Source organism: Nocardioides sp. SRI_004 (genome assembly GCF_057586415.1).
Map to the genome: position 1 here is coordinate 241,381 of NZ_JBYCZV010000004.1, position 26,131 is coordinate 267,511.

At 71.6% G+C, this 26,131-nt stretch carries 25 protein-coding genes; 12 read left to right on the forward strand and 13 right to left on the reverse strand.

Annotation, left to right across the window (positions count from 1 at the left end; all coding sequences use genetic code 11):
• Positions 1-283 precede the first annotated feature (283 nt).
• The 3 genes from lnt to AC2YHB_RS07075 are packed head-to-tail and all read left to right on the forward strand — an operon-like array spanning position 284 to position 3,077.
• The gene (gene lnt, locus AC2YHB_RS07065) at positions 284-1,807 is read left to right on the forward strand and encodes an apolipoprotein N-acyltransferase (protein ID WP_487353699.1); all 1,524 of its coding nucleotides are present in this window, start codon (positions 284-286) and stop codon (positions 1,805-1,807) included.
• Positions 1,797-2,579, forward strand: coding sequence for a polyprenol monophosphomannose synthase (locus AC2YHB_RS07070; protein ID WP_036545704.1), 783 nt, complete (start codon positions 1,797-1,799; stop codon positions 2,577-2,579). The genes lnt and AC2YHB_RS07070 overlap by 11 nt, the downstream gene beginning before the upstream one ends.
• 18 nt (positions 2,580-2,597) lie before the next feature.
• Entirely contained in the window at positions 2,598-3,077 is a 480-nt protein-coding gene (locus AC2YHB_RS07075; RefSeq protein WP_179651262.1) for an FxsA family protein, read from the forward strand.
• Positions 3,078-3,163: 86 nt separating this feature from the next.
• On the opposite strand, the gene AC2YHB_RS07080 is transcribed toward AC2YHB_RS07075, so the two are convergent.
• The 4 genes from AC2YHB_RS07080 to AC2YHB_RS07095 all read right to left on the reverse strand — a co-directional run bounded on the left by AC2YHB_RS07080 (position 3,164) and on the right by AC2YHB_RS07095 (position 7,361).
• Positions 3,164-3,553, reverse strand: coding sequence for an RNA polymerase-binding protein RbpA (locus AC2YHB_RS07080; protein ID WP_036545700.1), 390 nt, complete (start codon positions 3,551-3,553; stop codon positions 3,164-3,166).
• A 135-nt stretch (positions 3,554-3,688) separates the two neighbouring features.
• A complete protein-coding gene (locus AC2YHB_RS07085; protein WP_179651261.1) occupies positions 3,689-5,032 on the reverse strand; it encodes an MFS transporter in 1,344 nt (447 codons plus the stop codon).
• A complete protein-coding gene (locus tag AC2YHB_RS07090; RefSeq protein ID WP_179651259.1) occupies positions 5,029-5,817 on the reverse strand; it encodes a glycerophosphodiester phosphodiesterase family protein in 789 nt (262 codons plus the stop codon). Before AC2YHB_RS07090 ends, AC2YHB_RS07085 begins: the two co-directional genes overlap by 4 nt.
• Before the next feature lie 2 nt (positions 5,818-5,819).
• Positions 5,820-7,361: a helix-turn-helix domain-containing protein gene (locus tag AC2YHB_RS07095; protein ID WP_036545693.1), complete on the reverse strand. Its 1,542-nt coding sequence runs from the start codon at positions 7,359-7,361 to the stop codon at positions 5,820-5,822.
• Between the two features lie 90 nt (positions 7,362-7,451).
• Between AC2YHB_RS07095 and AC2YHB_RS07100 the strand changes: the two genes are divergently transcribed.
• Together AC2YHB_RS07100 and AC2YHB_RS07105 are read left to right on the forward strand one after the other, a co-directional pair.
• A complete protein-coding gene (locus AC2YHB_RS07100) occupies positions 7,452-8,468 on the forward strand; it encodes a zinc-dependent alcohol dehydrogenase family protein (RefSeq protein WP_179651257.1) in 1,017 nt (338 codons plus the stop codon).
• A gap of 54 nt (positions 8,469-8,522) precedes the next feature.
• Entirely contained in the window at positions 8,523-9,326 is an 804-nt protein-coding gene (locus AC2YHB_RS07105; RefSeq protein WP_179651255.1) for a maleylpyruvate isomerase family mycothiol-dependent enzyme, read from the forward strand.
• Positions 9,327-9,437: 111 nt separating this feature from the next.
• On the opposite strand, the gene AC2YHB_RS07110 is transcribed toward AC2YHB_RS07105, so the two are convergent.
• The 4 genes from AC2YHB_RS07110 to AC2YHB_RS07125 are packed head-to-tail and all read right to left on the reverse strand — an operon-like array spanning position 9,438 to position 13,544.
• Positions 9,438-9,563: a hypothetical protein gene (locus AC2YHB_RS07110; protein WP_257026957.1), complete on the reverse strand. Its 126-nt coding sequence runs from the start codon at positions 9,561-9,563 to the stop codon at positions 9,438-9,440.
• A gap of 55 nt (positions 9,564-9,618) precedes the next feature.
• Positions 9,619-10,989 (reverse strand): L-serine ammonia-lyase, encoded by a 1,371-nt coding sequence (locus tag AC2YHB_RS07115; protein ID WP_179651253.1) that lies wholly within the window; start codon positions 10,987-10,989, stop codon positions 9,619-9,621.
• 51 nt (positions 10,990-11,040) lie between these two features.
• On the reverse strand, positions 11,041-12,849 hold the full coding sequence (locus AC2YHB_RS07120; protein ID WP_179651251.1) for a peroxidase family protein: 1,809 nt from the start codon (positions 12,847-12,849) through the stop codon (positions 11,041-11,043).
• A 44-nt stretch (positions 12,850-12,893) separates the two neighbouring features.
• Positions 12,894-13,544 (reverse strand): hypothetical protein, encoded by a 651-nt coding sequence (locus tag AC2YHB_RS07125; RefSeq protein WP_179651250.1) that lies wholly within the window; start codon positions 13,542-13,544, stop codon positions 12,894-12,896.
• Between the two features lie 182 nt (positions 13,545-13,726).
• On the opposite strand from AC2YHB_RS07125, the gene AC2YHB_RS07130 reads away from it, so the two are divergent.
• The 3 genes from AC2YHB_RS07130 to AC2YHB_RS07140 all read left to right on the forward strand — a co-directional run bounded on the left by AC2YHB_RS07130 (position 13,727) and on the right by AC2YHB_RS07140 (position 17,193).
• Complete coding sequence (locus tag AC2YHB_RS07130; RefSeq protein ID WP_179651249.1) at positions 13,727-14,977, forward strand: RsbRD N-terminal domain-containing protein; 1,251 nt, start codon at positions 13,727-13,729, stop codon at positions 14,975-14,977.
• Positions 14,964-16,283: a cytochrome P450 gene (locus AC2YHB_RS07135; protein WP_179651248.1), complete on the forward strand. Its 1,320-nt coding sequence runs from the start codon at positions 14,964-14,966 to the stop codon at positions 16,281-16,283. Before AC2YHB_RS07130 ends, AC2YHB_RS07135 begins: the two co-directional genes overlap by 14 nt.
• Before the next feature lie 61 nt (positions 16,284-16,344).
• Positions 16,345-17,193 (forward strand): SDR family oxidoreductase, encoded by an 849-nt coding sequence (locus tag AC2YHB_RS07140; protein ID WP_179651247.1) that lies wholly within the window; start codon positions 16,345-16,347, stop codon positions 17,191-17,193.
• Here the strand turns inward: AC2YHB_RS07140 and AC2YHB_RS07145 are convergent.
• Genes AC2YHB_RS07145 through AC2YHB_RS07155 form a run of 3 tightly spaced genes read right to left on the reverse strand, consistent with a single transcriptional unit; the run spans position 17,085 to position 20,430 of the window.
• Positions 17,085-18,236: a DUF6670 family protein gene (locus AC2YHB_RS07145; RefSeq protein WP_218864771.1), complete on the reverse strand. Its 1,152-nt coding sequence runs from the start codon at positions 18,234-18,236 to the stop codon at positions 17,085-17,087. The genes AC2YHB_RS07140 and AC2YHB_RS07145 overlap by 109 nt on opposite strands.
• Complete coding sequence (locus AC2YHB_RS07150; RefSeq protein ID WP_179651246.1) at positions 18,233-19,825, reverse strand: FAD-binding oxidoreductase; 1,593 nt, start codon at positions 19,823-19,825, stop codon at positions 18,233-18,235. The genes AC2YHB_RS07145 and AC2YHB_RS07150 overlap by 4 nt, the downstream gene beginning before the upstream one ends.
• On the reverse strand, positions 19,822-20,430 hold the full coding sequence (locus AC2YHB_RS07155) for a TetR/AcrR family transcriptional regulator (protein ID WP_179651245.1): 609 nt from the start codon (positions 20,428-20,430) through the stop codon (positions 19,822-19,824). The genes AC2YHB_RS07150 and AC2YHB_RS07155 overlap by 4 nt, the downstream gene beginning before the upstream one ends.
• A 91-nt stretch (positions 20,431-20,521) precedes the next feature.
• On the opposite strand from AC2YHB_RS07155, the gene AC2YHB_RS07160 reads away from it, so the two are divergent.
• Genes AC2YHB_RS07160 through AC2YHB_RS07175 form a run of 4 tightly spaced genes read left to right on the forward strand, consistent with a single transcriptional unit; the run spans position 20,522 to position 24,254 of the window.
• Entirely contained in the window at positions 20,522-21,028 is a 507-nt protein-coding gene (locus AC2YHB_RS07160; RefSeq protein WP_179651244.1) for a helix-turn-helix transcriptional regulator, read from the forward strand.
• Between the two features lie 5 nt (positions 21,029-21,033).
• The gene (locus AC2YHB_RS07165; protein WP_179651243.1) at positions 21,034-21,441 is read left to right on the forward strand and encodes a VOC family protein; all 408 of its coding nucleotides are present in this window, start codon (positions 21,034-21,036) and stop codon (positions 21,439-21,441) included.
• Positions 21,442-21,909, forward strand: coding sequence for a pyridoxamine 5'-phosphate oxidase family protein (locus AC2YHB_RS07170; protein WP_179651241.1), 468 nt, complete (start codon positions 21,442-21,444; stop codon positions 21,907-21,909).
• On the forward strand, positions 21,906-24,254 hold the full coding sequence (locus AC2YHB_RS07175; RefSeq protein ID WP_179651239.1) for an ATP-binding cassette domain-containing protein: 2,349 nt from the start codon (positions 21,906-21,908) through the stop codon (positions 24,252-24,254). Before AC2YHB_RS07170 ends, AC2YHB_RS07175 begins: the two co-directional genes overlap by 4 nt.
• Here the strand turns inward: AC2YHB_RS07175 and AC2YHB_RS07180 are convergent.
• Complete coding sequence (locus AC2YHB_RS07180; protein WP_179651238.1) at positions 24,247-24,825, reverse strand: TetR/AcrR family transcriptional regulator; 579 nt, start codon at positions 24,823-24,825, stop codon at positions 24,247-24,249. The two genes, AC2YHB_RS07175 and AC2YHB_RS07180, sit on opposite strands and share 8 nt — an antisense overlap.
• 1 nt (position 24,826) lies before the next feature.
• On the reverse strand, positions 24,827-26,077 hold the full coding sequence (locus AC2YHB_RS07185; RefSeq protein WP_179651237.1) for an NADH:flavin oxidoreductase/NADH oxidase family protein: 1,251 nt from the start codon (positions 26,075-26,077) through the stop codon (positions 24,827-24,829).
• Positions 26,078-26,131: the final 54 nt, after the last annotated feature.

The following is a 26,131-nucleotide window of genomic DNA, read 5'->3' on the forward strand; positions in this document are numbered from 1 at the left end:
GCGCCGGTCCGGCTGACAAAAGTACGGAACCGTTCGCCCGTGCAGGTCGTGGCAGGCGGACCGACGTCCGAGTGGCCGCATCGCCCGGGGGAGTAGCACCAGCTCTTCCCGGGTTGCGGTTCGCGGAGGTCGGTTCGCTCCTCGAGGGCGGACCGAAAGGGTTCGGGTCTCCCTAGACAACGTCGCGCGCGTCGGCAGCCGGTCGGAAGTCGGGATGGTCCGAAGGCGGCTCGAACCCTTTCGCGCCTGCAAGGCCGATGGCCACCACCGCTAGGCTCGGCGCGTGCTGCAGCGCTCGTTCCTCGCGGTCCTCGGGGGAGTCCTCCTCACCGCGTCCTTCGAGCCGATCGCGTTCGCGTGGCTGCTCCCGTTCGGCGTCGCGTCCTTCGCGCTGCTCACCTCCGGCCTGTCGGTACGCCGCTCCGGCGTGGTCGGCCTGGTCTTCGGCGTCGCCTACTACTTCAGCCACATCGAGTGGATGCGGGCCTCGATCGGCCCGGACGCCTGGCTCGCCCTGTCCACCGTCGAGGCCCTCTTCTACGGGTTGCTGGGCCTCGCGGTGCCGCTGCTGCGCCGACTGCCGTGGTGGCCGGTCTGGCTGGCCGCGGCGTGGACGACGATGGAGACCGCGCGAAGCGGCTGGCCGTTCAGCGGCATGCCGTGGGGGCGGTTGTCCTTCGCGGCGATCGACACGCCCGCCGCGCCGGCCGTCGCCTACGTCGGGATGACCGGGCTGTCCTTCCTCCTGGCGCTGCTCGGCTTCCTGCTGGCCCGTGCCGTCGAGGACCGCTCCCTGCCCGCCGTCGGCGCACTGGTCGCCATGTGCGCGCTCGTCGTGGTGCCGGCGGTGTTCCCCTGGACGGTCCCCGAGACGGGGAAGGCCACGGTGGCGGTCGTCCAGGGGAACGTGCCCGGCCCGGGCAACGACATCCTCTGGGACCCGCGAGGCGTGACGCAGAACCACGTGGACGCGACCGTCGAGCTGGCTGCGGACGTCGCGGCCGGCAACGAGCCGATGCCGGACTTCGTGCTCTGGCCGGAGAACTCCACCGCCGTCGACCCCTTCGACGACCTGCCGGTCAGCACCGGCATCCAGCAGGCGGTGCAGGCGATCGGCGTCCCCGTCGTCGTCGGTGGCATCGTCGACGACGGTCCCGACCACGTGCTCAACCAGGGCATCGTCTGGGATCCCGAGGCGGGTGCCGGTGACCGCTACACGAAGCACCACCCCGTGCCGTACGGCGAGTACATCCCCTTCCGCGACATCTGGGACCCCAAGTTCGGGCAGCTCGCCCTGATCTCCCGGGACATGAAGAGCGGCACCCGCACCGAGCCACTGCGGGTCGCCGGGGTGCGGGTCGCCGACGCGATCTGCTTCGACGTCGCGTACGACGACGTGATGCCCCCGCAGGTCCGCGACGGGGCGGAACTGCTCGCCGTGCAGACGAGCAACGCGAGCTTCATCTTCACCCACCAGATCGAGCAGCAGTTCGCCATCACCCGGCTGCGCGCCATCGAGGCCGGCCGGTGGCTCACGGTCGCCTCGACCAACGGCCGCAGCGGCGTGATCGCGCCGGACGGCACCGTCGTCGCGACGGCCCCGAAGCTGAGGACCGCGGTGATGGTCGAGGAGGTCGGCCTGGCGAGCGGGCTCACCCCCGCGATGTGGCTGGGGCCGTGGCCCACCCGGTTGTTCACCGGATCGACCCTTGCCGCTCTCGTCTGTGGTGCCATCGCGTACCGTCGAGGGCGAGAGTTTGCCGGGCCCGTGGAAGTCCCGGCGAAGGAGCCCAGCGATGCTTGTTGACCACACCCCCGACCTCGGACGTGTCGTGATGGTCGTGCCCACCTACAACGAGGCGGACAACATCGCCTGGATCGTGGGGCGGCTGCGCGCCGCCCAGCCGTCCCTCGACGTCCTCGTCGTCGACGACGGCTCACCGGACGGCACGGGCGACATCGCCGACGGCCTGGCTGCCACCGACCCGCAGGTCCACGTCCTGCACCGCACGACCAAGGGCGGTCTCGGCGCGGCGTACCTCGCCGGCTTCGCCTGGGCGCTCGAGCGCGGCTACGACGTCATCGGCGAGATGGACGCCGACGGCTCCCACCAGCCCGAGCAGCTGCAGCGCCTGCTCACCGGCCTGCTCGACGCCGACCTGGTCATCGGGTCGCGCTGGATCCCCGGCGGATCCGTCGTCAACTGGCCGTGGGAGCGCGAGGTCCTCTCCCGGGGCGGCAACCTCTACGTGCGGATGCTGCTCGGCATCAAGGTCCGCGACGCCACGGCCGGCTACCGGCTGTTCCGCCGCACCACCCTGGAGAAGATCCACCTCGACGAGGTGCGCTCGACAGGCTACGTCTTCCAGACCGACCTCGTGACGCGCACCCTGCGCGCCGGCCTGACCGTGCGTGAGGTGCCGATCGAGTTCGTCGAGCGCGTGCGCGGCGAGTCGAAGATGAGCGGCCAGGTCGCCGTGGAGTCCCTCAAGCGGATCACCGCCTGGGGCATCCGCGAGCGCTGGGCGCGGGTCAAGGGCCGCCCCGCAACCGGGCGGGAGCTGGTCTCCAGCCGATGAGCACACCATGAGGTCCCGATGAGCCGCCGCGGCCGGCGAGCAGCAGTCCTGCTGATCCTCGCCTTCGTCGTAATGCCGATCCTGGAGATCTACGTGCTCATCCAGGTCGGCCAGGCCATCGGCCCCTGGTGGACCATCCTGCTGCTCGTCCTCGACAGCATCATCGGCGCCTGGCTGATCAAGCGGGAGGGCCGGCGCGCCTGGCAGGCGCTGCGTGAGCAGGTCGAGACCGGCCGGATGCCGCACAAGGAGCTGGCCGACGGTGCGCTCGTCGTGCTCGGCGGGGCGTTCATGCTCAGTCCGGGGTTCGTCACGGACGCGCTCGGCATCCTGCTGATCCTGCCGGTGACGCGGCCGTTGTTCCGCGGACTGCTGGTGGCGTACGCCGGCCGCCAGGTCGTGCGGCGTACCGGCTTCGGTCCGGGCGGGTCCACCGCGCCCGGAAATGGCACTCGCCCCGGGCCAGAGGTGGTCCAGGGCGAGGTCGTCGACGACTGACGCGAAGGCCGGTAGCGCGGCGAGAGGCGTCGACGGCAGCTTGCTGCCCGCATCAACGCCGAAGACGCGCTCGGCCCCGAAAGGCTCTAGGCCTTCGCCGGCTTCTTCTTGCGCGCGTTGGCGCGGTGCAGGTGCGCCGGGCCGATCTCGCCGCCGCGCAGCAGCTCGAGCCGCTCGGTCAGGATCTCCTCGAGCTCCTTCTCCGAGCGCCGCTCCAGCAACATGTCCCAGTGGGTGCGCTGCGGCTTCTCGACCTTGACCTCACGCTCGATGCCGGCCGTGCTCTCGGCCTCGAGCCCGCAGCGCGGGCACTCCCAGATCGCCGGCACCTCGGCCTCGATCGACATCGTGATCTCGAACTCGTGACCCTGGGGACAGCGGTAACCCACCTGCTGCCGGGCCGCGAACTCGATGCCGCGCTCGTCCTCGAACGACTGGCCCCCCAGTCGGGCGCCACGCAGTGTCCGCTCAGCCATGAGAACTCCACCTCCCGTGTTTCGTCTCTGTCTGACAACGCTACCCGCCGGTAAAAAGTTCCAATCCCTGCGCATTGCCGGATCAGGTCACAGTGGCAGATCGGCGGGCGGACCACCAGTCGGAGGAGTCGCGGGTCAGATCACCGGGGGAGCGGTGTTGCCCGCCTCGCGGATGCCGCGTGCGGTGTCCACGCGGAGCAGGAGCAGGCCGCCGACGACGAAGAACGCGATCAGGGCGAAGATCGCCGGCCGGTAGGAGTCGGTGAACTGGTAGACGAGGCCGAAGGTCAGCGTCCCGAACCACGACGTCCCGCGGTCCATGGCGTGGTAGAGGCTGAAGTACTCCGCCTCCTTGCCGCGGGGGATGAACAGCGAGAAGTACGACCTGGCCAGCGCCTGGGTGCCACCGAGCACGAGGCCGATGGCCACGCCGAGGGCCAGGAACGGCAGCACGCTCTTGTCGGGCACGACGAGCGCGACCGTGACGATGCCCATCCAGCCGACCAGGCCGACCAGGATCACCCGCTTGGCGCCGTACCGGCCGGCGACGCGGGCGAAGAGGATCGCGCCGCCGATGCCGACCAGCTGCACCAGCAGGTAGGTGCCGAGCACGATGCCGTCGCCGAAGCCGAGCTCCTTGGTGCCGAAGGTCGACGCGGAGTTGATGACCGTCTGGATGCCGTCGTTGAAGAACAGGTAGGCGGCCAGGAAGGTGAGCGCGACGGGGTAGTTGCGCAGATCCTTCAGGGTCGCCCACAGCTGGCCGAAGGACCGGGTCAGCACGCCGCCCTCGACCGCCTCCACGGCGACCGGCTGGTGCCGCTTGATGCCGCGCCACGGGATGACCATGAACGCCGCCCACCAGACCGCGGCCGAGAGCAGGGAGAGGCGGACGGCCATCTCCTTGTCGAGGCCGATCGAGTCGTGGAGGCTCACGACGGCGAAGTTCACCGCGAGCAGCAGCCCACCGCCGGCGTACCCGTAGGCCCAGCCGACCGACGACACCCGGTCGCGCTCGCTCTCGGTCGAGATGACCGGCAGGATCGAGTCGCTGACGACGATGGCGGCGCCGCCGGCCAGGTTGGCGACGATGAAGGCGATGCTGCCGAAGAGCCAGTTCTCGCCGCTCATGAAGAACAGCAGCCCGGCGAACGCCGCGCCCACCCAGGAGAAGGCGGCGAGGAGGTCCGGCTTGCGCGCGATCCGGTCCGCGTACGCGCCGATCACGGGGTAGAAGAAGACGCTCAGCACCGTCGAGAGCGTGATGACGTACGACGGCAGGGAGCCCGGCGCGATCGACAGGCCGAGCACGTGCAGCCGCCCGTGCTCGCCGACGGCGTTCTCCGCCACCGAGATCAGGTAGGGCGCGAAGAGCACGCCTGCGACGGTCGTCTGGAACGCCGAGGCGGCCCAGTCGGTGAAGTACCACGCACGCTGCTCGCGCGCGCGGTTGAGCGGTCCCAGGTCCGCGATCGTCATGACGCCCCTCCCTGCGCGGACCACCATTGGCCGCGCCCCTGGAGCACATCCTTGAGCAGGTCGGTGCGATCCGTGAAGATCCCGTCGACACCCAGGTCGAGCAGCTCGTTCATCTCCGCCGGGTCGTCGATGGTCCACACGTGCACCTGGAGTCCGGCGGCGTGCGCCCGGCGGACCAGGCCGCGCGTGACGACGACGAAGCGGCCGCTGCGGTGCGGCACCTGGAAGGCCGCGAACCCGTCCCCGGCCAGCAACCGGGCGATGCGGGCGCTGGGGGAGAGGCGCCACACGACGACCTGCCACGGGTCGGCCGCCGTCGGCACCCGACGATCGGTGAGAGCGCGGAACCGCCGGATCCGGCGCCGGGAGAAGGAGCCGATGAACACCCGGTCCCACAGGTCGCGCTCCCGCACCAGCGCCGCCAGCGGTGCGACCGCGTCATCGGACTTGATGTCGATGTTGAAGCGCGCCTGCGGGAAGGCGTCGAGCAGGTCGACCAGGGTCGGGACCTCCTCGCGCCCACCGATCCGGGCCCGTCGTACGTCGGCCAGGGTCAGGTCGCGCACGGCGCCCTCCTGGTCGGTGACGCGGTCGAGCACCTCGTCGTGGAACGCCAGCAGGACGCCGTCGGCGGTCAGGTGGACATCGGTCTCGAGGTAGTCGTAGCCGAGCGCGGCGGCGTGGCGGAAGGCCGCCATGGTGTTCTCGAGGCCCTCGATCTCCGGGTGGTAGGCACCGCCGCGGTGGGCGAAGGCCAGGACCTTGCCCTTCGGGAGGTACGTCATCCTCAGATGTCTCTGAACGTCTCGATCTCGGCGCCGAGGGAGCTCAACCGCTCGGCGAGGTCCTCGTAGCCGCGGTGGATGACATAGGTGCTGCGCAGCACCGACGTGCCCTTGCTGGCCAGCATGGCGAGGAGGACGACGACCGCGGGACGCAGCGCGGGCGGGCAGACCAGCTCGGTGCCGGTCCACGAGGTCGGGCCGTCGATCTGGACCCGGTGCGGGTCGAGCAGGGTCACCCGGCCGCCGAGCTTGTTGAGCTCGGTGAGGTAGATCGCCCGGTTGTCGTAGACCCAGTCGTTGAGGTAGGTCGTGCCCTCGGCGACCGCGGCGATCACCGCGAAGAACGGCAGGTTGTCGATGTTGAGGCCGGGGAAGGGCATCGGGTGGATCTTGTCGCGCGGGGCGACCAGGTCGGAGGCGTGCGTCGTGATGTCGACGAGCCGGGTCCGGCCGTTGGCGGCGAGGTACTCCTCGGAGCGGTCGTAGCGAAAACCCATCTCCTCCAGCACGGCGAGCTCGATCTCGAGGAACTCGATCGGCGCGCGCTGGATGGTGATCTCCGAGCGGGTCACGATCGCCGCGGCGAGCAGCGACATCGCCTCGATCGGGTCCTCGCTGGGGGAGTAGTCGACGTCGACGTCGATGGACTCGCGGCCGGTGACGGTCAGCGTCGTCGTACCGATGCCCTCGACCTCGACGCCGAGCGCCTGCAGGTAGAAGCAGAGGTCCTGGACCATGTAGTTGGACGACGCGTTGCGGATGACGGTCGTGCCGGGGTGCAGGGCGGCAGCCATCAGCGCGTTCTCGGTGACCGTGTCGCCGCGCTCGGTGAGCACGATCGGGCGGCCGGGGACGATCGCGCGGTTGGCCTGGGCGTGGTACCACCCGTCGGTCGCCTTCACCTCGAGCCCGAAGGGCCGCAGCGCCGACATGTGCGGCTCGACGGTGCGGGTGCCGAGGTTGCAGCCGCCCGCGTAGGGCAGCTCGAAGGTGTCCATCCGGTGCAGAAGGGGACCGAGGAACATGATGACCGAGCGGGTACGCCGCGCGGCCTCCTCGTCGATCTTGGTGAGGTCGAACTCCTTGGGCGGGATGATCTCGAGGTCGTTCTCCGCGTTGATCCAGCGGGTCTGGACGCCGAGGCTGTCGAGCACCTCGAGCAGGCGGTTGACCTCCTCGATCCGCGCGACCTTGCGCAGCGTCGTGCGACCGCGGTTGAGCAGCGAGGCGCACAGCAGCGCGACACCGGCGTTCTTCGAGGTCTTGACGTCGATGCTGCCGGACAGCGTCGTGGGGCCCTTGACCCGCAGGTGGGTCGGGCCGGCGCCGAGCGCCACGATCTCCGAGTCGAGGGCGGCGCCGATCCGGGCCAGCATCTCCAGGGAGAGGTTCTGGTGCCCCTTCTCGATCCGGTTGATCGCACTCTGGCTGGTCGCCAGCCGCTCGGCGAGCTGGGCCTGGGTCAGGCCCCGGTGCTTGCGGGCGTCGCGGATCAGGTTCCCGATGCGGCCCTTGTAGTCGTCGTTCGACTCGTCCGTCGTCATGCCTACGACGGTAACTCACATATGAGATATCGCCAACGGCGGCGACGGCGAGTCTCGGCCGCCGACCGCCGATGCGGCAGGATTCAGGTCATGCGCGCCACGACGATCCACGCCGCCGGAGACATCCGCGTCGAAGAGGTCCCGGACCCGGTCATCAAGAAGCCCACCGACGCGATCGTCAAGGTCACGGCCGGCTGCATCTGCGGCTCCGACCTGTGGCCCTACCGCGGCGAGAACCCGATCCGCTCGGGCGCCACCATCGGCCACGAGTGCATCGGGATCGTCGAGGAGGTCGGCAGCGAGGTCCGCGACTTCAAGGCCGGCGACTACGTCGTCGTACCGTTCTGCCACTGCGACAACACGTGCGCGAACTGCCAGGCCGGCGCCCAGTCGGCGTGCGTCAACCTCGGCATGACGGCCAGCGGCCAGGCGGAGTACGCCCGGGTCAACCAGGCCGACGGAAGCCTCGTCGCGACCGGCGGTACGCCGCCCGACGACCTGCTGGCCTCGGTCCTGGCGCTCACCGACGTGATGCCGACCGGCTGGCACGCGGCCGTGTGCGCAGGCGTGCGCAAGGGCGGGACCGCGGTGGTGGTCGGTGACGGCGCGGTCGGCCTCTGCGGCGTCCTCGCGGCCTCCGTGATGGGCGCGGAGAAGATCATCGCGATGTCGCGCCACGAGCCCCGGCAGGAGATCGCCCGCGCGTTCGGCGCCACCCACGTGGTCGCGGCGCGCGGCGAGGACGGCATCGCCGAGGTCCGGGAGATCACCGACGACATCGGTGTCGACGCGGCCCTCGAGTGCGTCGGCACCGACGAGGCGATGAAGACCGCGATCGGCGTGACCCGCCCCGGCGGCGGCGTCGGTTTCGTCGGCGTCCCGCACGGCGTCGAGCTGCCGATCCGGACCCTCTTCGAGCGCAACATCGGCCTGCGCGGCGGCATCGCCCCGGTCCGGCGCTACCTCCCCGAGCTCCTCGCGCTCGTCCAGGACCGCACCATCGACCCGGGGAAGGTCTTCGACCTGACCCTGCCGCTGGAGGAGGCTCCGGAGGGCTACCGGGCGATGGACGAGCGGCGCGCGATCAAGGTCATGCTGCAGCCCTGACCCGCGGGCAAATCGGGATGCGCCCTGTCGGCGGCGGGCCCTAGGTTCTGCGACATGACCCGCCTCGACGACGCGACCTACCTCGACCACATCCGCACGGAGTCCGCCCGGTTCGCCGCCGTGCTGGCCGACTTCGCCCCGGACGCGAGAGTGCCGTCGTGCCCCGAGTGGGACGCCTCCGACCTGCTGTGGCACCTCGGCGAGGTGCAGCACTGGTGGCACCACGTCGTCACCACCCGACCGGCGCCGCCGGAGAGCTACGTCGAGCCCGAGCGGCCGGCCTCCTGGGCCGGGCTGCGGTCCTTCTTCGACGAGTGGCACGACCGCTTCCTCACGGAGCTCGCCGCCGCCGACCCGGCCGAGGCGGCCTGGTCCTGGTCGAGCAACCCCGGCCACCACAACATCGCCTTCACCTACCGCCGCCAGGCGCACGAGGCCCTCATCCACCGCCTCGACGCGGAGCTCGCGGCCGGCACGACCAGCCCGCTCCCGGCCGACCTGGCCACCGACGGCGTCGACGAGGTGCTCGACGTGATGTACGGCGGCCTGCCGGAGTGGGGTCGCTTCGACGGCGAGCCGCTGTACGTCGAGTACCGCACCAGCGACACCGGGCGCTCGGTGTGGGCGCAGCTCGGCACCTTCTCGGGCACGGCGCCCGACGGCACCGTCCGCACCGGGGAGCCCGACCAGCACGTCGTCCCGGCCCCGTCGGTCGCGGCGGACGTCGTGGTCACCGGTACCGCCGACCGGCTCGACGGCTGGCTCTGGCACAGGTTCGACGCCACCGGGATCACGATCGACGGCGACCCGGAGGTGTGGGCGCGGGCGGCCGAGGTGCTGGGGCAGGCGATCGAGTAGGGCGGAGCGGGTCGAAGGCCTGCGGTTTGGTCCCAAACCGCAGGAATTCGGGCTGGAAGGTCAACCGGTGTAAGCAACGGTCATGCTGCTGCCGGGTTTGACAGCAGTGCGTCAACCGCGCAGCTGGGCCTTCCGGCCGTTCTTGCCCGCGAACCACACGACGCCGAAGAGCGCCCCGATGAGGCCGAGGAAGAACACGACGGCGGCGATCAGGACCAGGAGCGTGACGGTACCCATGGGTAACATCCTGACATGACGTGCGTCACTTTTCACGCACCGTGCGCGTCGCGGATCAGCACTCGATCACGTTGACGGCGAGGCCGCCCCGCGATGTCTCCTTGTACTTGGTGTGCATGTCGCGTCCGGTGTCGCGCATGGTCTTGATCGCCCGGTCGAGGGACACGGTGTGCCGGCCGGTGCCGGCCAGGGCGAGGCGGGCCGCGTTGATCGCCTTCACCGACGCGATCGCGTTGCGCTCGATGCAGGGGATCTGGACCAGGCCCCCGACGGGGTCGCAGGTGAGGCCGAGGTTGTGCTCGATGCCGATCTCGGCCGCGTTCTCGACCTGCTCGGGCGTCCCGCCCAGGACCTCGCAGAAGGCGCCTGCGGCCATCGAGCAGGCGGAGCCGACCTCGCCCTGGCAGCCGACCTCGGCGCCCGAGATGGAGGCGTTCTCCTTGAAGAGGACGCCGATCGCGCCGGCCGTGAGCAGGAAGCGGACGACGCCGTCGGCATCGGCGCCGGGGACGAAGCGGTCGTAGTAGTGCAGCACGGCCGGGATGATCCCGGCGGCGCCGTTGGTGGGCGCGGTGACCATCCGCCCGCCCGCGGCGTTCTCCTCGTTGACGGCGAGCGCGAACAGGTTGACCCAGTCCATCGCCCGCAGCGGGTCGTCCGCGCCGCCCTCCGTCGTCAGCCGGGCGTGGAGGGCGGGCGCCCGCCGGGGAACCTTGAGCCCGCCGGGCAGCACGCCCTCGTGGGCGCAGCCGTTGCGGACGCAGGCCTCCATGACCGACCAGATCTCCAGCAGGCCCGCGCGGACCTCGTCCTCGGAGCGCCAGGCCAGCTCGTTGGCCAGCATCACGTCACTGACCCGCAGGCCGGTCCGCTCGCAGATGGCGAGCAGCTCGGCCGCGCTGGAGAACGGGTACGCCACCGGCGTGGCGTCAGCGACCACCCGGTCGGCCCCGACCGCCGCCTCGTCCACGACGAACCCGCCACCGACCGAGTAGTAGACCCGGTCGCGCAGCAGGGCGCCGTCGGCGTCGTACGCCTCGAAGCGCATGCCGTTGGGATGGCCGGGGAGCGACTTGCGGCGGTGCAGGACGAGGTCGTCGGGGCCGAAGGCGACCTCGCGCTGCCCGGCGAGCCGCAGCCGACCGGCCTCCCGGATCGCGGCGACGCGGGCGTCGTACGTCGCGATGTCGACGGTGGCCGGCTCCTCACCCTCGAGGCCGAGGACCACCGCCTTCTCGGAGCCGTGCCCGTGTCCGGTCGCGCCCAGGGACCCGAACAGCTCGGCGCGGACCCGGGCGACCTGGTCCAGGCACCCGTCGGCGACGAGGCCGTCGGCGAACAGCTTCGCCGCGCGCATCGGGCCCACCGTGTGCGACGAGGAGGGCCCGATGCCCACGGAGTAGAGGTCGAAGACGCTGAGGGCCACGTCTCCAACCTAGACCTTGTCTGACAATCCCGCCTGTGGCCGGACGGCTGGTCAGCCCAGGGGCATGTACGACTTCACGGTGTCCGCCAGCCGGATGACCGGGTTCCGCTTGCCCGGAGCCGCCTCACCGAGCTGCGGCCAGGGGGCGAAGACCCGTTCGACGTCGCCGATCACGGGCTCGAGCTCGGGGTAGTGGCGCAGGATGACGTCCTTCATCGACGTCTCGTTCACCCAGTCCAGGCCGACCTGCGTGTAGATCTCCGGGCGGTAGTCGTCGGTGAAGAAGCGGTCGCTCTTGAGCCGGCGCGAGGCCATCAGGATGAAGATCCGGAAGGCCGTGTCGGAGAACCCGAAGCCCTTCGGCGGCTTCTCGGCCTGCATGCCGATCTGGAGGTCGACCGCGTCGACGTCGCCCTTGTAGATCTCGGCGAGCTCCTTGGCCCATGCCTTGTCGGGCGTGATGTCGTCGAAGGACTTGCGCCGCGGCATCCGCAGCACCTCGCGGAAGTCGTTGTAGCGCGGGATGCCGCGCTCCCGGTCGCGCACGATGTCGAGCGTCGCGAGGTCGGTGACCTGGCCGTCGACGCGGGTCAGCTTGCGCAGCGCGTTGGGGTAGTTCTTCAGGCAGACCGCGCCGGCCGAGGCGAGCCCGAAGGAGTACCAGAGGTCACCCATCTCCATGCGGTCCATGAAGTCGCGCGTGTAGCGGCCCTGCAGCTCGGTGAACTCGCGGTGCTCGAGGAACTCGCCGGACTCCAACGAGTAGAAGTCCCAGTCGTCGGCGATGAGCGGGTGCATCCGGTAGACCGAGACGAACTCCTCGGTCAGCGAGAACGGCGCGGAGTGGTGGTCGGCGGTCGAGCCGATGATGCCGGACAGCGCCTCGCTGTCGCCGACCCGCCCGATGCGGCTGCGGAAGGTCTCGCCGAGGGCGCCGTACCAGTTGGCGCTCATGCCGATCTGCAGCGCCGGGTGGCGCAGCACGCACGGGGTCCACTCGACCGTGTGGATCTTGGCGATGAGGGCCGACACGACGAGCACTCCCAGCTCGAAGAGGCGCTGGTCGCTGAGGGAGGGGTACGCCTTCTTCAGCGCGTCGCAGACCGCGTTGTGCTCGCGGGAGAACATGGTGTGCAGGAGGCCCACGCCCACCCAGTAGTTCTCGCGCATGCCGGTCAGGTCGATCCCCGGGATGTCGCTCTTGAGCAGGCGGCCGTCGTCGCCGACCTTGATCTTGCCGTCGACGAAGGTGCGCATCTCGTCCTGGCGCTCGCGACCGCTGCCGTAGATCTGCGAGCCGTCCCACCAGTGCGTCTCCTGGTTGGCGAACACCGGCGCCGGGCAGCCGGAGGTGATCTCGCCGCCGTCCATCGGGATGGTGGAGCGGATCCGCATCGGGTTCTCGGGGAAGTCGTCACCGTCGCGCAGCGGGATGTCGATCGTGCGGTCCGGGACGCCGTCGCCGTGGAAGAACCAGTTGTGGTTCTCGAACTGCAGCCATGCCGCCGCCAGGCCGTTGATGATGCCCGCCGGCTTGAAGGTGTCACGGGCCATCAGGCGCTCGCTGATCACGCGCGGGTCGGGGTCGAGCAGTCGCTTGAGGTCGGGAGCGGTCCTCTCGATCGGAGCGTTGCGGCCGAAGCCCGTGCCCTTGGCCCCCATGTGCTTGCAACCGAGGTCGTTCCACGTGCCGTCCGGCGTACGGGCCCGCACCGCCTCCTCGGGCGGCGTCTCCTTCGGGTCCTCCTCGGGCCGCACGCCCTCGCCCTCGAACAGGTTCTTCGAGCGGAGGTCGTCACGCTCGCCGGAGAGGGCCTTGAGCTGGAGGATGAGCGACGGGTTCTGGTGCCACTGGACCATCGGTGCCTGCTTCCTGGGAGTGGGTGGGCGGGATCGGTGGGGGATCAGGGCGAGCGGAGCGCGAAGAAGCCGATGCGCTCGAAGCCTCCGTCGCCGGTCAGCTTCGGCATCTTGAAGAAGATCTTCCCGAGGTAGACGCCGGGCACGAGCTCGACCAGCTCGTCGCGGATGCTGCGGATGACGAGAGCCGGGTTCTGCGGGATGCCGGCGTAGTCGATGACCAGGACGGTGACGTCCGGGTCCTCGACGCCGGGCTCGGCGTAGGTGGAGAAGTCGAAGGCCGAGCGACCGTCGTCGTCGGTCCGCATCGAGTAGAGCGGCCACAGGAGCTTGCCGACCAGGCTGGAGGACTCCGTCATCCGGTTGTCGCCACTGCCCGCCTCGCTGTCGAAGCGCTTTCCGCGCCACGGCATCCACACCGCGGTGAGCGCCTTCACCGCGGTGTCGAGCACGCGGTTCGTGGTGGTCGCGACCAGGATGCCCTCGGTCGCCCCGTCGAGCGCGGTCGGCGTGGTCCCGGCGGCGAACAGGGCGTCCAGCACGGGCTCTGCGGACGCGAGGTCCTCCCGTGAGGTGCCGCGCAGGTCCTCCAGCCAGGCCCACGCCGCCGCGGCTGTCCCCAGCTTCCCGGCGTCGGCACGCAGGTCTGCCAGACGCGCCACGGCGTCCACGCCGTCCTGTACTGCGTCCGTCATCGAAACCCCCCAGTCACCGATGGACCTGCGTGCCGGGCGCCGGCCCCCGGTCGGGGCGGCCCCGGCGCTCAGTGTGACGAGCGCCACGCGGCCGCGTCTATGTGTCCGGCCACACTGATCCGACCCCAAGACGGTGGTGACACACATCACATGTGCGCCTCGACGGCGCTACTGTCTGCTCCATGCGCGTGGACGAGCTGGGCAGCGTCGCGGCCCTCGGCCAGGCGCTGCTGGACCGGGCCGAGGACCTCGGCGAGGCGCTCGCGGACGCCGTGCTCGCGCAGGTCCCCTTCTACGACGCGTCGCCGACGGTCGCCGCCACCGACCTGCGGCAGAGCTCGGTCGAGCACCTCCGCTTCGTGTTCAGCGCGCTGACCTCCGAGCAGGAGCTCGACCTCGCCGCGGCCGAGGAGACCGGCCGGCAACGGGCCGAGGCCGGGGTGCCCCTGCCGGCCCTGCTGGCGGCGTACCGGGTCGGCTTCCGGCACATCTGGGAGCACGTCGTCGCCGAGGGACGCGGGAGCGGCGTCGACACCGAGACGCTGCTCGCCGCGACCGAGCACGCCGTCGCCGCGCACGACGCCTTCGCCCACGCCGCGTCGGCCGCACATGCCGAGGTCGTGGCCGGCCAGCTGGTGCGCCACCAAGAGCGCCGTGCCGCGATGGTCGACGCACTGCTGGGCGGAAGGATCGCCGAGCGGTCCGCCGTGTGGGAGCTCGCCGGGATGCTCGGCCTCGGTGTCGCCGGCCCCTACGTCGCCGTGGCGGTCGCGGTGCCGACGCTCGGCCAGCCGGCGCTGGAGCGGCTCGAGGAGGACCTGCGCGCCCGCGACCTGCCCTCGGTCTGGCTGCTGCGCCCGGACCGCCAGCTCGGCGTGGTGGAGGTACGACGCCCCGAGCAGCTGAGCGCGCTGGTCACGCGGCTCCGCCAGCTCGCGACCACCCCGACGGGCATCAGCTCCTCGTTCGAGGACCTCGCCGACGCCCGTGACGCGGTCCGGCTCGCCGAGTCGGCCATGGAGAGCGCCCGGACCGGTGCCGGCCAGCTCGTGCGGGTCTTCGAGGACTCGCCCCTGGCCCTCGCCGCCACCGGCTCGCCCGAGCTGCTGCAGCGAGTGGCGCGGACCGTGTTCGCCCGCCTCGACGAGCAGCGTCCGGGCGACCGCGAGCTGATGCTCGACACCCTGGCGGCCTGGCTCGACGCCGGCGGCTCGACCTCCCATGCGGCGGAGGCCCTCTTCCTGCACCCGAACACGGTGCGCCAGCGGCTCAAGCGGCTCGAGGAGCTGACCGGTCGCTCGATGACGGACCCGCGCCAGGTCGCCGAGCTGTGCCTGGCGCTGGAGGTACGACGGCGCTGGAGCGCCGAGCGGACCGCGACCGACCAACCGATGAGGAACAACACCGTGGGGGACCGGGATGGGCAAGGCTGAGGACTTTCCGCACGCGTCGGTGATCGAGGGCGTGCGCTTCACGGCGCAGGTCGGCGTCCCGAACGTGATCCAGGGGCTGTTCAAGAAGCGCGAGCTGCCGACGAAGGTGGCGGGCGTCGCCCGCGCCGACCTGTTCGCGTTCACGCTGGTCCAGGGGCTGGTGCGCAAGTACGGCCCCGGCCCGTTCTGGGTCCGGGTCGCCACCGACGAGGCCCTGCTGCTCAGCGACCCTGCCGACATCGAGTTCGTGCTCGGTGGCTCGCCCGACCCGTTCGCCTCCGACCCGCCGGCCAAGAAGGCCGGGATGAGCGCCTTCCAGCCCGACGCGCTGACGCTGTCGCGCGGCGACCTGTGGCGCAACCGACGCGACTTCGCCGAGGCCGTGCTGCAGACCGGGAGGCCGCTGCACTCGCTGGCGCTGCGGATGGTCAAGGTCGCCGCCCAGGAGGCTGCGGGCCTCACCGGCGAGATCGGGTACGACGACCTCAACGCCGCCTTCCAGCGGCTGACCCGCCGCGTCGTCCTCGGTGACGCGGCTGCCGACGACACGGCGCTGACCGACCTGCTCGGCGACCTCATGGCGGCCGGCAACAAGACGCCCGGCAAGCCCGCCAAGGGGTACGACGACCTGGTGGCCCGGCTGGCGTCGTACGTCGACGCGGGGGAGAAGGGCTCGCTGGTCTCGCTCGTCGCGCAGGCCCCGCACGACGACGCCACCGCGGTGGCGGGCCAGCTCGTGCACTGGCTGTTCGCGATGGGCGACACGCTGCCGGCCAACCTGGTCCGGGCCCTGGCGGTCATCGGCAGCCACCCCGAGGTGCGCACCGAGGTCTACGCCGAGCTCGAGGGCAAGGTCCTCACCCGGGCCAAGGAGGTCGCCTCCCTCGACTACCTCGGCGGCGTGATCCTCGAGGCCATGCGGCTGTGGCCGACGACGCCGCTCTTCGGCCGGGTCACGACGCGCGAGGTGGCCTTCCCGGACGGCCGGGTGCTGCCGGAGGGCAGCCAGGTGCTGATCCACAACCTGCACAACCACCGCGACCGCGACCGGGTCCCCTTCGCCGACCGCTGTGCCCCGGGGGAGTGGGCCAGAGGCGACGCCGCGTCGTCGTGGTCGTTCAACTTCTTCAGCCACGGCCCGCAGGGCTGTCCGGGCGCGGGCATGTCGGTCTTCCTCGGCCAGGCCTTCCTGGCGGCGCTGCTGTCGCGGGCGACACCGGAGCTGGTGTCGCCCTCCCTCAACCCGTCGAAGCCGCTGCCCTACGGGCTCGACCTGTTCGCGGTGCGGATCGGGCTCACGTCCTGACCCCGTCGTTCCTCCCACGGGAGGACGACAACAGGTCTCCGGGCACGACACCATCGGCGCCATGAGCGAACTGAGCGGACGCACCTTCCTCGTCACGGGAGCCAACACCGGGATCGGGAAGGAGACCGTGCGCGACCTCGCCGGACGGGGCGCGCGGGTCGTCATCGCCGGCCGGTCGGAGGAGAAGAACCGGGCGGCGATCCGTGAGATCGCCGACCAGACCGGCAACACGGACCTCGACTGGATCCCGCTCGACCTGGGCGACCTCGCGTCGGTGCGGCAGGCCGCGGAGACCTTCCTCGCGTCGGGGGAGCCGCTCCACGTGCTGATCAACAACGCGGGCCTCGCGGGGAAGCGCGGGATGACCCCGAGCGGCTTCGAGCTGGCCTTCGGCACCAACCACGTCGGCACCTTCCTGCTCACCGAGCTGCTGCGCGACCACATCGTCGCCAGCGGCCCCGGCCGGATCGTCAACGTCGCGAGCACCGGCCACTACCGCGCGAAGGGCATCGACTGGGACGCCGTGCGCAGGCCGTCGGTCACCCGGACCGCCTTCGACGAGTACTGCGTCTCCAAGCTGGCCAACGTGCTGCACGCCCGCGAGCTGGGTCGCCGGCTGGAGGGGACCGGCGTGACGACGTACTCGCTGCACCCGGGGGCGATCGCCTCCGACGTGTGGCGGGAGGTGCCGCCGGGGCTGCGGCACGTGATGAAGCTGTTCATGAAGGACACCACGCAGGGAGCGCAGACCTCGTTGTACTGCGCCACCTCGCCCGATGTCGCCGGCGAGACCGGGCTCTACTACGACGATCGCAGGATCAAGCAGCCGTCGCGGGTCGTCACCGACGAGCTCGCCGCCGAGCTGTGGGAGCGCAGCGAGGCCTGGGTCGCCGAGGTCGCCCAGCCCTGACGCCGGTCGACCCACTCCAGGTAGCCGCTGCCGGTCAGCTCGCGCCCGCGCCACGTCGTGCGGTGCGCGTACGCCGACACGTACCCGGTCCCGTGCCCGTACCGGTACGGGGCGTCGACCTCCGCGTCCAGCCGGAGCAGCTCCTCGCCGCGGTCGCGCACGGTCCACCGCATCCGGTGCGGCACCGGCATCGGGTGGCCGGCCGGGTCGACCTGCGGCTCGTCGGCCCACTCGACGACGTCGAAGGCCACGTCGTCGTACACCTCGGCGCGGCCGTCGCGGGTGCGCACGTGGGCGAGCCGACACGCCGTGGCCCCGAGTGCGCTGACGTCGGTGAGGAGCAGCTGGGTGTCGGCGTCAAGGTCGACGACCTGGTAGGTGAAGAAGTCGACCGGCAGCTTCGCCCAGGCGGGCAGCGGGCGGCGCACCAGCGACTGCGGTGACAGGCAGCGGGCGTACTCGACGGTGCCGAGCCCGCCCAGCTCGTGGCGACCGTCCGCGTCGGTCAGCGTGCCCGTGTAGGGGGCCAGCAGGCTGACGTGGTCGTAGGGCGCCGAACGGATGAACCACGACGCCGCGGTCGTGGTGGTCAGCTCGATGTCGACGTCGAAGCCCAGGTAGCGGCCGCTCACGCGGACGAGCGGCAGGTCCACCTCGAGGGCGAGGTGCTCGCCCCACCGCAGCGGCCCGCTGTCGGGGAAGTCGCACTCGGCGAGGTCGTAGCCGGCATGGTGGTGCTGGTCGGCGTGGGCGGTGGCCGACAGCAGCATCGCGGTGTCGCGTGCGTCGGCTGCGGCGATCCGGTCGTCGTCGAAGCAGGTGCTGCCCGTCGCGCCGATCAGCGTCATCGTGTTGAGGAAGCGGTACGGCGCCGGCAGGTCCGGCAGGAAGACCCCGAAGTGCGTCCACGCCCATCGGCGCGAGCGGGCGTGCGGGACGAACAGGTCGTCGCGGTCGAACGGCTCGGTCGACGCGCGGAGCCGGCTGTCGAGCAGGCCCAGCGCCGGCACCAGGACCGGGGCAGCGAGACGGAGCGGGTTCACACGACCACCCCCGGGTTGAGCACGCCGGCCGGGTCGAGCGCCGACTTCGCGGCACGCAGGGCGGCGGCGAACGGCGCGGGCCGCTGGTCGTCGTACCACGGGCGGTGGTCGCGACCGACCGCGTGGTGGTGCGTGATGGTGCCGCCGTGCGTGCTGATCGCGTCGGAGACCGCGGCCTTGATCTCGTCCCACTGCACGAGGGTGCTGCCCCAGCGGCCGGCCGCGTAGATCCCGTAGTAGGGCGCCGGGCCGTCGGGGTAGACGTGGGTGAACCGGCAGGTCACCACACCGAGGCCGCCGCACACCTTCGCGATCGCCTGCTGCGCGGCGGCCGTCACCGCCGCGTGGAAGCGCGGGAAGGCGTCCCACGTGCAGGCGGTCTCGAAGGTCTCCACAAGCATCGAGCGACGGGCCAGCGCGTCGCGCTGGTAGGGCATCCGGATGAAGGCCGAGCGCCACGCCTGAGACGCGTCGGGCGCGTCCGGAGCCGCCCGCTCCGATCCGTCGCGGTCGCGGCTGGCCAGCACCGTGCCGCCGTGGTCGCGCACCAGTTCGAGCGCCAGGTCGAGCCAGGCGTCGACCGGGTGGTCGGCGGACTCGAAGGCGACCAGCAGCAACCCGCCGGAGGTGGTGGTGCCGGCATTGATCAGCGCCTCGGCGGGGTCGAGCAGGCGGCAGTTCGAGGGGTGCAGCCCGGACTGGGCGAGGGCGCGGGTCGCGGCGACCGCGTCGTCGTACGACGTGAAGCCGACGGTGACCGTGCGCTGCCACACTGGGCGCTGCTGGAGCCGCATCCAGGCCTCGGTGATCACGCCGAGGGCGCCCTCGGAGCCGAGGAACATCCGGTCCGGCGAGGGCCCCGCGCCGGACCCGGGGAGCCGTCGGGACTCGCCGGTGCCGGCCGGAGAGACCACGCGCAGCGCCTCGGTGAGGTCGTCGATGTGCGTGGCCAGGGTGGCGAAGTGGCCGCCAGCACGGGTGGCCAGCCACCCGCCGAGCGTGGAGAACTCGAAGGACTGGGGGAAGTGGCGCAGGGTCAGCCCGTGCGGGCGCAGCTGGTCCTCGAGAGCCGGCCCCAGGACGCCGGCCTGGACCCGCGCGGCGCGGCTGACCGGGTCCACCTCGAGCACCCGGTCCAGCAGGCCGAGGTCGAGGGTGACGGCGGGGCCGTCGAAGCGCGGCTCTACCCCGCCGACGACGGAGCTGCCGCCGCCGTACGGGACCACCGGCGTTCCGGAGGTGGTGCACCAGTCGAGCACGTCCTCCACGTCCTGCTCGGTGCGCGGGCGGACGACGAGGTCGGGCACGTGGGCGACGTCGCCGTGGAGGTTGCGGACGACGTCGCGGAACGCCTTGCCGCGGGCGTGTCCGAGCCGGTCGACCACGTCGTCGGACCCGAGGCCGGCGAGCGCCGGCGGCAGCGCCACCCGGGGCGCGGCGACCTCGAGTGACCGCGGGTCCGGGGGCTCGTGGTCGCTCAGGTCGTGGCCGGGCAGCAGCGCCGACACGCGGCCGACCAGGGCGTCGGTCTCGGCCGCGTCGAGCGCGGCCGCGGTGTGCCCCCAGCCCCACCAGGATCGAGCGGTCATCGGGTCTTCCCTTCGTCGGGGACGGGTGTGCGGGACAGGGCGGTGAGGGCACGGCGGCCGCGCTCGGTCATCTCGGCCGGACTGCGGTCGGGGTGGCGCAACCACCAGGCGACCAGCGCCGACACGGCGCTCATCCACAGGGCGGTCAGGATCGCGAGGTCGTCGGCGTCGGCGGCCTCGTCGAGGGCCGCGAGCGTGCCGACGCCGGCCCGGGCCTGCCCGGCGATCCGCAGCCGGGCGGCGCGCGCGGTGGCGTGGCCGGCGGAGCCCGCCGGCAACGTGCGGTCGTTGAGGACGTTCCAGTCGTGCGGACGGCTCTCGAGGGCGGTGAAGATCGCGGAGAGGGTGCCCTCGGCGAGCGCGAGCGGGGGACCTCCGCCCGCCAGTGCGACGTCGATCCGGTCGGTAATCCCGGCGCCCGCCCGGGCGGCGCAGGCGGCGAACAACGCGTCCTTGGAGCCGAAGTAGCCGAGCACGAGCTGCTTCGAGACGCCGGCGCCGGAGGCGATCGCGGAGAGGGACGCGCCGGCGTACCCGAGGGTGCCGAACTCGGTCGTCGCCGCGTCGAGGATGAGCTCCTCACGTTCCGCGCGGGGGATCCGCATGCCACCTCCTCAGTGTTGACCGATCGGTAATTTACCGATCGGTCAAGAGACGTCAAGCCCAGGGCCGGGGAGCCTTTGTCAAGATGGACCCGTGGCAGCGGATCCCGAGCGGCTGCGCACCCTGGCCCTCCTGCGGCGGGTGCGCGACCGCATCGACCGCGAGTACGCACGGCCCCTCGACGTCGAGGCGTTGGCGCGGGACGTGCACATGTCGTCGGGCCACCTCAGCCGCGAGTTCAGGCGTGCCTACGGCGAGCCGCCGTACTCCTACCTGATGACCCGTCGGATCGAGCGGGCGATGGCCCTGCTGCGGCGCGGCGACCTGTCGGTGACCGACGTGTGCTTCGAGGTCGGGTTCTCCTCGCTCGGCACCTTCAGCACCCGGTTCACCGAGCTCGTCGGGGTGCCGCCGAGCGCCTACCGCGACGCCGTCGCGGCCGGCGAGGAGGACATGGTCGAGCCGCCCTCCTGCGAGACCAAGAAGGTCACCCGGCCGCTGCGTCGCGGAGGCGCGCAGACCTCCCCGGACCAGGTGGGGCACGCAGGACAAGAGGTCAGGAATCGAGAAGCGCCCCGCTTCGGGACGCCACTAGCGTGACGGCCATGGACATCAGCATTCAGCACAGCTTCCTCCCGCAGACCGACCCCGAGGCCTCGCTCGCGTTCTACCGCGACGTGCTCGGCTTCGAGGTCCTCAACGACGTCGGGTACGGCGACATGCGGTGGATCACCGTCGCGCCGAAGGGCCAGGGCGGCCCCTCGATCGTGCTCGCGCCGCCGGCGGCCGACCCGGGCATCACCGAGGAGGAGAAGACCACCATCGCCGAGATGATGGCCAAGGGCACCTACGCGACGGTGGTGCTGAGCACCTCCGACCTCGACGGCACCTTCGACCGGATCCAGGCCACCGGTGCCGAGGTCATCCAGGAGCCCATCGACCAGCCGTACGGCGTCCGCGACTGCGCGTTCCGTGACCCGGCCGGCAACCACGTCCGCATCAACCAGGCCTGAGTGCCGGTGCCCGCCGAGCCCCGCGACCGGGCGACCCGCACCCGCGACGCCCTGGCGCAGCTGACCGCCCCGGCGGCCGACGCGTGGGTCGCGACGGCGTCCGCCGACGGCGTACCCCATCTCGTGCCGCTGTCGCTGGCGTGGGTGGGGGAGCGGGCCGTGGTCGCGACGGACGCCGCCTCGCCGACGGCCCGGAACGTGCTGGCGTCGGGGACGGCGCGGCTGGGGGTGGGTCCGACCCGCGACGTCGTGATGCTGGACGTCGTGCTGGAGCGGTCGGTGCCGGCCGATGAGTCCGGCGAGCTCGGCGAGTCCTATGCAGCGCAGGCCGACTGGGACCCCCGCGGCCTGGCCGGCTACGTCTACCTGGTGCTGCGCCCCGAGCGGGTCCAGGCCTGGCGCGAGGTCAACGAGATGGCGGGCCGCACGCTCATGCGCGGCGGCACCTGGAGCGAGAGGAACCCATGAGCACCACCCCCGAACCGGCCGACAGCCACGACCTGATCCGGGTCCAGGGCGCCCGGGAGAACAACCTCAAGGACGTCTCGGTCGAGATCCCGAAGCGGCGCCTCACGGTGTTCACCGGCGTCTCGGGCTCGGGGAAGAGCTCGTTGGTCTTCGGGACGATCGCGGCCGAGTCCCGACGGCTGATCGACGAGACCTACTCGACGTTCGTCCAGGGCTTCATGCCCAACCTGCCGCGGCCGGACGTCGACGTCCTGGAGGGCCTCACGACGGCCATCCTCGTCGACCAGGAGCGGATGGGTGCCAACCCGCGCTCGACGCTGGGCACGGTCACGGACGCGCACGCGATGCTGCGCTCGCTCTTCTCGCGGATCGGCGAGCCCTCCATCGGCGGGCCCACCGCGTTCTCGTTCAACATCCCCACGACGACCGTCGGCGGCGCGTCGGTCACCGAGTCGGGCAAGAAGAACGTCATCAAGCAGCAGGTCTACCTCGGCGGCATGTGCCCGCAGTGCGAGGGGCGCGGCACGGTCTCCGACCTGGACCTGTCGCAGATCGTCGACGAGAGCAGGTCGCTCGTCGACGGCGCGATCCTGGTCCCCGGCTACACCGCGGACGGCTGGATGGTCGCGGCCTTCAAGGCGGTCCTGCCGCCGGAGAAGCCGGTGGCGGCGTACACAAAGGCCGAGCGCGAGGACTTCCTGTACGCCGAGCCGCGCAAGATCAAGGTCGACAAGATCAACATCACCTACGAGGGCCTGATCCCGAAGATCCGCAAGTCGATGTTCGCCAAGGACATCGACTCGTTGCAGCCCCACATCCGGGCCTTCGTCGAGCGCGCGGCGGTCTTCGGCACCTGCCCCTCGTGCGACGGCACGCGGCTCAACGAGTCGGCGCGGTCGGTGACGATCAAGGGCCGCAACATCGGCGAGGTGGCGGCGCTGCAGGTCACCGACCTGGCCGCGTGGCTGCGCACCATCGACGACCCGGGCGTGGCCCCGCTCATCGCCACGCTGCTCCACCTGCTCGACTCGTTCATCGACATCGGCCTCGGCTACCTGTCGCTGGACCGGCCGTCCGGCACGCTCTCCGGCGGCGAGGCGCAACGCACCAAGATGGTGCGCCACCTCGGCTCGGCCCTGACCGATGTCACCTACGTCTTCGACGAGCCGACCATCGGTCTCCACCCGCACGACATCGAGCGGATGAACAAGCTCCTGCTCGAGCTGCGCGACAAGGGCAACACGGTCCTCGTCGTCGAGCACAAGCCGGAGACGATCGCGATCGCCGACCACGTGGTCGACATGGGTCCCGGCGCGGGCAGCGGCGGCGGCGAGGTCGTGTTCCAGGGGACCGTCGACGGCCTGCGGGCGTCCGGCACCCGCACCGGCGAGCACCTGGCCTACCGCGCGTCGCTGAAGGAGTCGGTGCGGGAGCGCACCGGCGTCCTCGAGGTGCGCGGGGCCGACGCGCACAACCTGCAGAAGGTCGACGTCGACATCCCGCTCGGCGTCCTCACCGTCGTCACGGGCGTCGCGGGCTCGGGCAAGAGCTCGCTCGTGCACGGCTCGGTGGTCGGCCGCGAGGGCGTCGTGGCGATCGACCAGGCGGCGATCAAGGGCTCGCGACGGTCCAACCCGGCGACGTACACCGGGCTCCTCGAGCCGATCCGGAAGGCCTTCGCGAAGGCCAACGACGTGAAGCCGGCCCTGTTCAGCGCCAACTCGGAGGGCGCCTGCCCGACCTGCAAGGGCTCCGGCGTCATCGTCACCGAGCTCGGCTTCATGGACACCGTCTCCACGCCGTGCGAGGACTGCGGCGGCAAGCGCTTCCAGGCAGCGGTGCTCGACTACCGACTGGGCGGGCTGAACATCGCCGAGGTGCTCGAGCTGCCGGTCGAGCGCGCCCTCGAGCTCTTCACCGCGCCGGAGACCAAGGTCCCGGCCGCGGCGGACATCCTGGCCCGGCTGCAGGACGTCGGGCTCGGCTACCTGACCCTCGGCCAGCCGCTCAACACGCTCTCCGGCGGGGAGCGGCAGCGGGTCAAGCTGGCCCTGCACCTGAAGGAGAAGGGCGGGATCTACGTCCTGGACGAGCCGACGACCGGACTCCACCTCGCCGACGTCGACAACCTGCTCGGCCTGCTGGACCGGCTGGTCGACGCGGGCAAGACGGTCATCGTCATCGAGCACCACCAGGCCGTCATGGCCCACGCCGACTGGATCATCGATCTCGGCCCTGGCGCCGGCCACGATGGCGGCAGGATCGTGTTCGAGGGCACGCCGGCCGACCTGGTGGCCGGGGCGGGCACGCTCACCGGCCAGCACCTGGCGGACTACGTCAGCTGACGCGCTCGGCCTCGACGATCCTGACCAGCTCGTCGGCCACGCGCAGCATCGGCTCGCTCGAGTGCTGCGCGAGGCCGACGACGACGGCGCCCTCGACCGCGGCGAGCATCAACGTCGCCAGGCTGGCCGTGCGCTCCGAGGGCACGCCGACGTGGAGCAGCCAGCCCGCCACCGCCTCGCTCCAGTCGCTGAACGCCTGCCCGGCCAGCTCGCGGGCGACCGGCTCGCTCTCGCCACCGAGCGCGGCGGCGACCACCGGGCAGCCGGCCGTGTAGTCGCTCGCCTCCGCCTCGGCCCGCCACACCTCGACGATGAGCGGGATGGCCTCGGCCGGCTCGAGGTCGACGAGGGCGAGGAGCGCCGCCGAGTAGTCCTCGACGGCCTCCCGGACCGCGTCCGCCACCATCTCCGACCGGCCGCCGGGGAAGTAGTGGTACAGCGAGCCGCGCGAGGCCCCCGCCTCCGCGACCACGTCGAGCATCGTGGTGCCGGCGACGCCGCGGCGACGCATCAGCTCGCGGGTCGTGTGGACGATCCGCTCGCGCTTGGCCGGGTCGGGGCGACGGGCCATCTCAGAGCCCGCGGCGGCCGACGCGGACGCTGTCGCGTCCGTTGCGGACGAGGTACTGCGCGACGTTGAGGGCCGGGTGGCGCCGCGGGGCGGGCTCCTTGCCGTCGGCCATCCGCCACATCTGCACGGTGTACGCCGTCAGCTCGGTCAGGCTGTCGATGAGCTTGATGCCGCTGCGCTTGGGCCGGACGATGCTCTCGGTCGTCGTACCGTCCAGCAGGCCGGCGGTGACGTCGGGGTCGACCGTGAGCGGGCGACCCAGGCCGACGACGTCGATGGCACCGCTGGCGACGGCGTCCTCCATCGCGTCGACCGTGCGGAAGCCGCCGGTGAGCATGAGCGGGAGCTCGGGGAGCTCGGCGCGCACCCGGAGGGCGTAGTCGAGGAAGTAGGCCTCGCGCTTGCGGGTGCTCTCCTTCAGCGTGGGGTCGACGCCGAGCATCGCAGCGGAGGAGTAGGTGCCGCCGGAGACCTCGAGCAGGTCGATGCCCTCGGCGGCGAGCGCGTGGACGACCTCGATGGACTCGTCCTCGCTGAACCCGCCGCGCTGGAAGTCGGCGGAGTTGAGCTTGATCGCCATCGCCTTGTCGCTGCCGATCTCGGCGCGGATCGCACGGGCGACCTCGAGCACGAAGCGGCGGCGCTTCTCGGGCGTGCCGCCCCAGGCGTCGGTGCGCAGGTTGGCGAGCGGGGAGAGGAACTGGCTGACGAGGTAGCCGTGGGCGCCGTGGATCTGGACGCCGTCGAATCCGGCGCGGACCAGGTGTCCGGCGGTCGCGGCGAAGCGGGCGATGATGTCCTCGATCTCCGCGTTGGTCAGCTCGCGCGGCTGGGCGAACATGCCGCCGCTCTCCGGCAGCGCGACCGCCGAGGGAGCCACCGGCCGGGGGGTGAGGGTGCGCGGGGCCTGGCGGCCGGGGTGGTTGATCTGGGCCCAGGCGACGGCACCGTCGGCCTTGATGATGTCGGCCCACTCGGCGAGGTCCTGCGCGGACCGGTCGTCCTCGACGACGACATTGCCGGGCTCGCCGATCGCCCGGCGGTCGACCATCACGTTGCCGGTGATCGTCAGGCCCGCGCCGTTGCCCGACCAGCGCCGGTAGAGGTTCTTGATCCGCTCACCGGGGGTGTGGTCGCGCCGGGCGAGGCTCTCGCTGAGCGCGGCCTTGGCGAGCCGGTTCGGGAGGACCGAGCCGTTGGGGAGGGTGAACGGCTGGTGGAGGGCGGCGACGGCCGTCGGGGTCTCTGACATGGCGATAACTATGCAGCCCTGCATAGAAATCGGGAAGGGGCCGCGCAGAGACCT

Excerpts from the sequence above, each read along its gene's own strand:
- AC2YHB_RS07165 (WP_179651243.1), top strand. The coding sequence starts at position 21,034 with ATGGACATCAGCATTCAGCACAGCTTCCTCCCGCAGACCGACCCCGAG.
- AC2YHB_RS07075 (WP_179651262.1), top strand. The coding sequence starts at position 2,598 with ATGAGCCGCCGCGGCCGGCGAGCAGCAGTCCTGCTGATCCTCGCCTTC.
- AC2YHB_RS07110 (WP_257026957.1), bottom strand. The coding sequence starts at position 9,563 with ATGGGTACCGTCACGCTCCTGGTCCTGATCGCCGCCGTCGTGTTCTTC.
- AC2YHB_RS07085 (WP_179651261.1), bottom strand. The coding sequence starts at position 5,032 with ATGACGATCGCGGACCTGGGACCGCTCAACCGCGCGCGCGAGCAGCGT.
- AC2YHB_RS07130 (WP_179651249.1), top strand. The coding sequence starts at position 13,727 with ATGCGCGTGGACGAGCTGGGCAGCGTCGCGGCCCTCGGCCAGGCGCTG.
- AC2YHB_RS07155 (WP_179651245.1), bottom strand. The coding sequence starts at position 20,430 with ATGCGGATCCCCCGCGCGGAACGTGAGGAGCTCATCCTCGACGCGGCG.
- AC2YHB_RS07140 (WP_179651247.1), top strand. The coding sequence starts at position 16,345 with ATGAGCGAACTGAGCGGACGCACCTTCCTCGTCACGGGAGCCAACACC.
- AC2YHB_RS07070 (WP_036545704.1), top strand. The coding sequence starts at position 1,797 with ATGCTTGTTGACCACACCCCCGACCTCGGACGTGTCGTGATGGTCGTG.
- AC2YHB_RS07150 (WP_179651246.1), bottom strand. The coding sequence starts at position 19,825 with ATGACCGCTCGATCCTGGTGGGGCTGGGGGCACACCGCGGCCGCGCTC.
- AC2YHB_RS07180 (WP_179651238.1), bottom strand. The coding sequence starts at position 24,825 with ATGGCCCGTCGCCCCGACCCGGCCAAGCGCGAGCGGATCGTCCACACG.
- AC2YHB_RS07105 (WP_179651255.1), top strand. The coding sequence starts at position 8,523 with ATGACCCGCCTCGACGACGCGACCTACCTCGACCACATCCGCACGGAG.
- AC2YHB_RS07095 (WP_036545693.1), bottom strand. The coding sequence starts at position 7,361 with ATGACGACGGACGAGTCGAACGACGACTACAAGGGCCGCATCGGGAAC.
- AC2YHB_RS07175 (WP_179651239.1), top strand. The coding sequence starts at position 21,906 with ATGAGCACCACCCCCGAACCGGCCGACAGCCACGACCTGATCCGGGTC.
- AC2YHB_RS07090 (WP_179651259.1), bottom strand. The coding sequence starts at position 5,817 with ATGACGTACCTCCCGAAGGGCAAGGTCCTGGCCTTCGCCCACCGCGGC.
- AC2YHB_RS07185 (WP_179651237.1), bottom strand. The coding sequence starts at position 26,077 with ATGTCAGAGACCCCGACGGCCGTCGCCGCCCTCCACCAGCCGTTCACC.
- AC2YHB_RS07080 (WP_036545700.1), bottom strand. The coding sequence starts at position 3,553 with ATGGCTGAGCGGACACTGCGTGGCGCCCGACTGGGGGGCCAGTCGTTC.
- AC2YHB_RS07135 (WP_179651248.1), top strand. The coding sequence starts at position 14,964 with ATGGGCAAGGCTGAGGACTTTCCGCACGCGTCGGTGATCGAGGGCGTG.
- AC2YHB_RS07120 (WP_179651251.1), bottom strand. The coding sequence starts at position 12,849 with ATGGTCCAGTGGCACCAGAACCCGTCGCTCATCCTCCAGCTCAAGGCC.
- AC2YHB_RS07100 (WP_179651257.1), top strand. The coding sequence starts at position 7,452 with ATGCGCGCCACGACGATCCACGCCGCCGGAGACATCCGCGTCGAAGAG.
- AC2YHB_RS07125 (WP_179651250.1), bottom strand. The coding sequence starts at position 13,544 with ATGACGGACGCAGTACAGGACGGCGTGGACGCCGTGGCGCGTCTGGCA.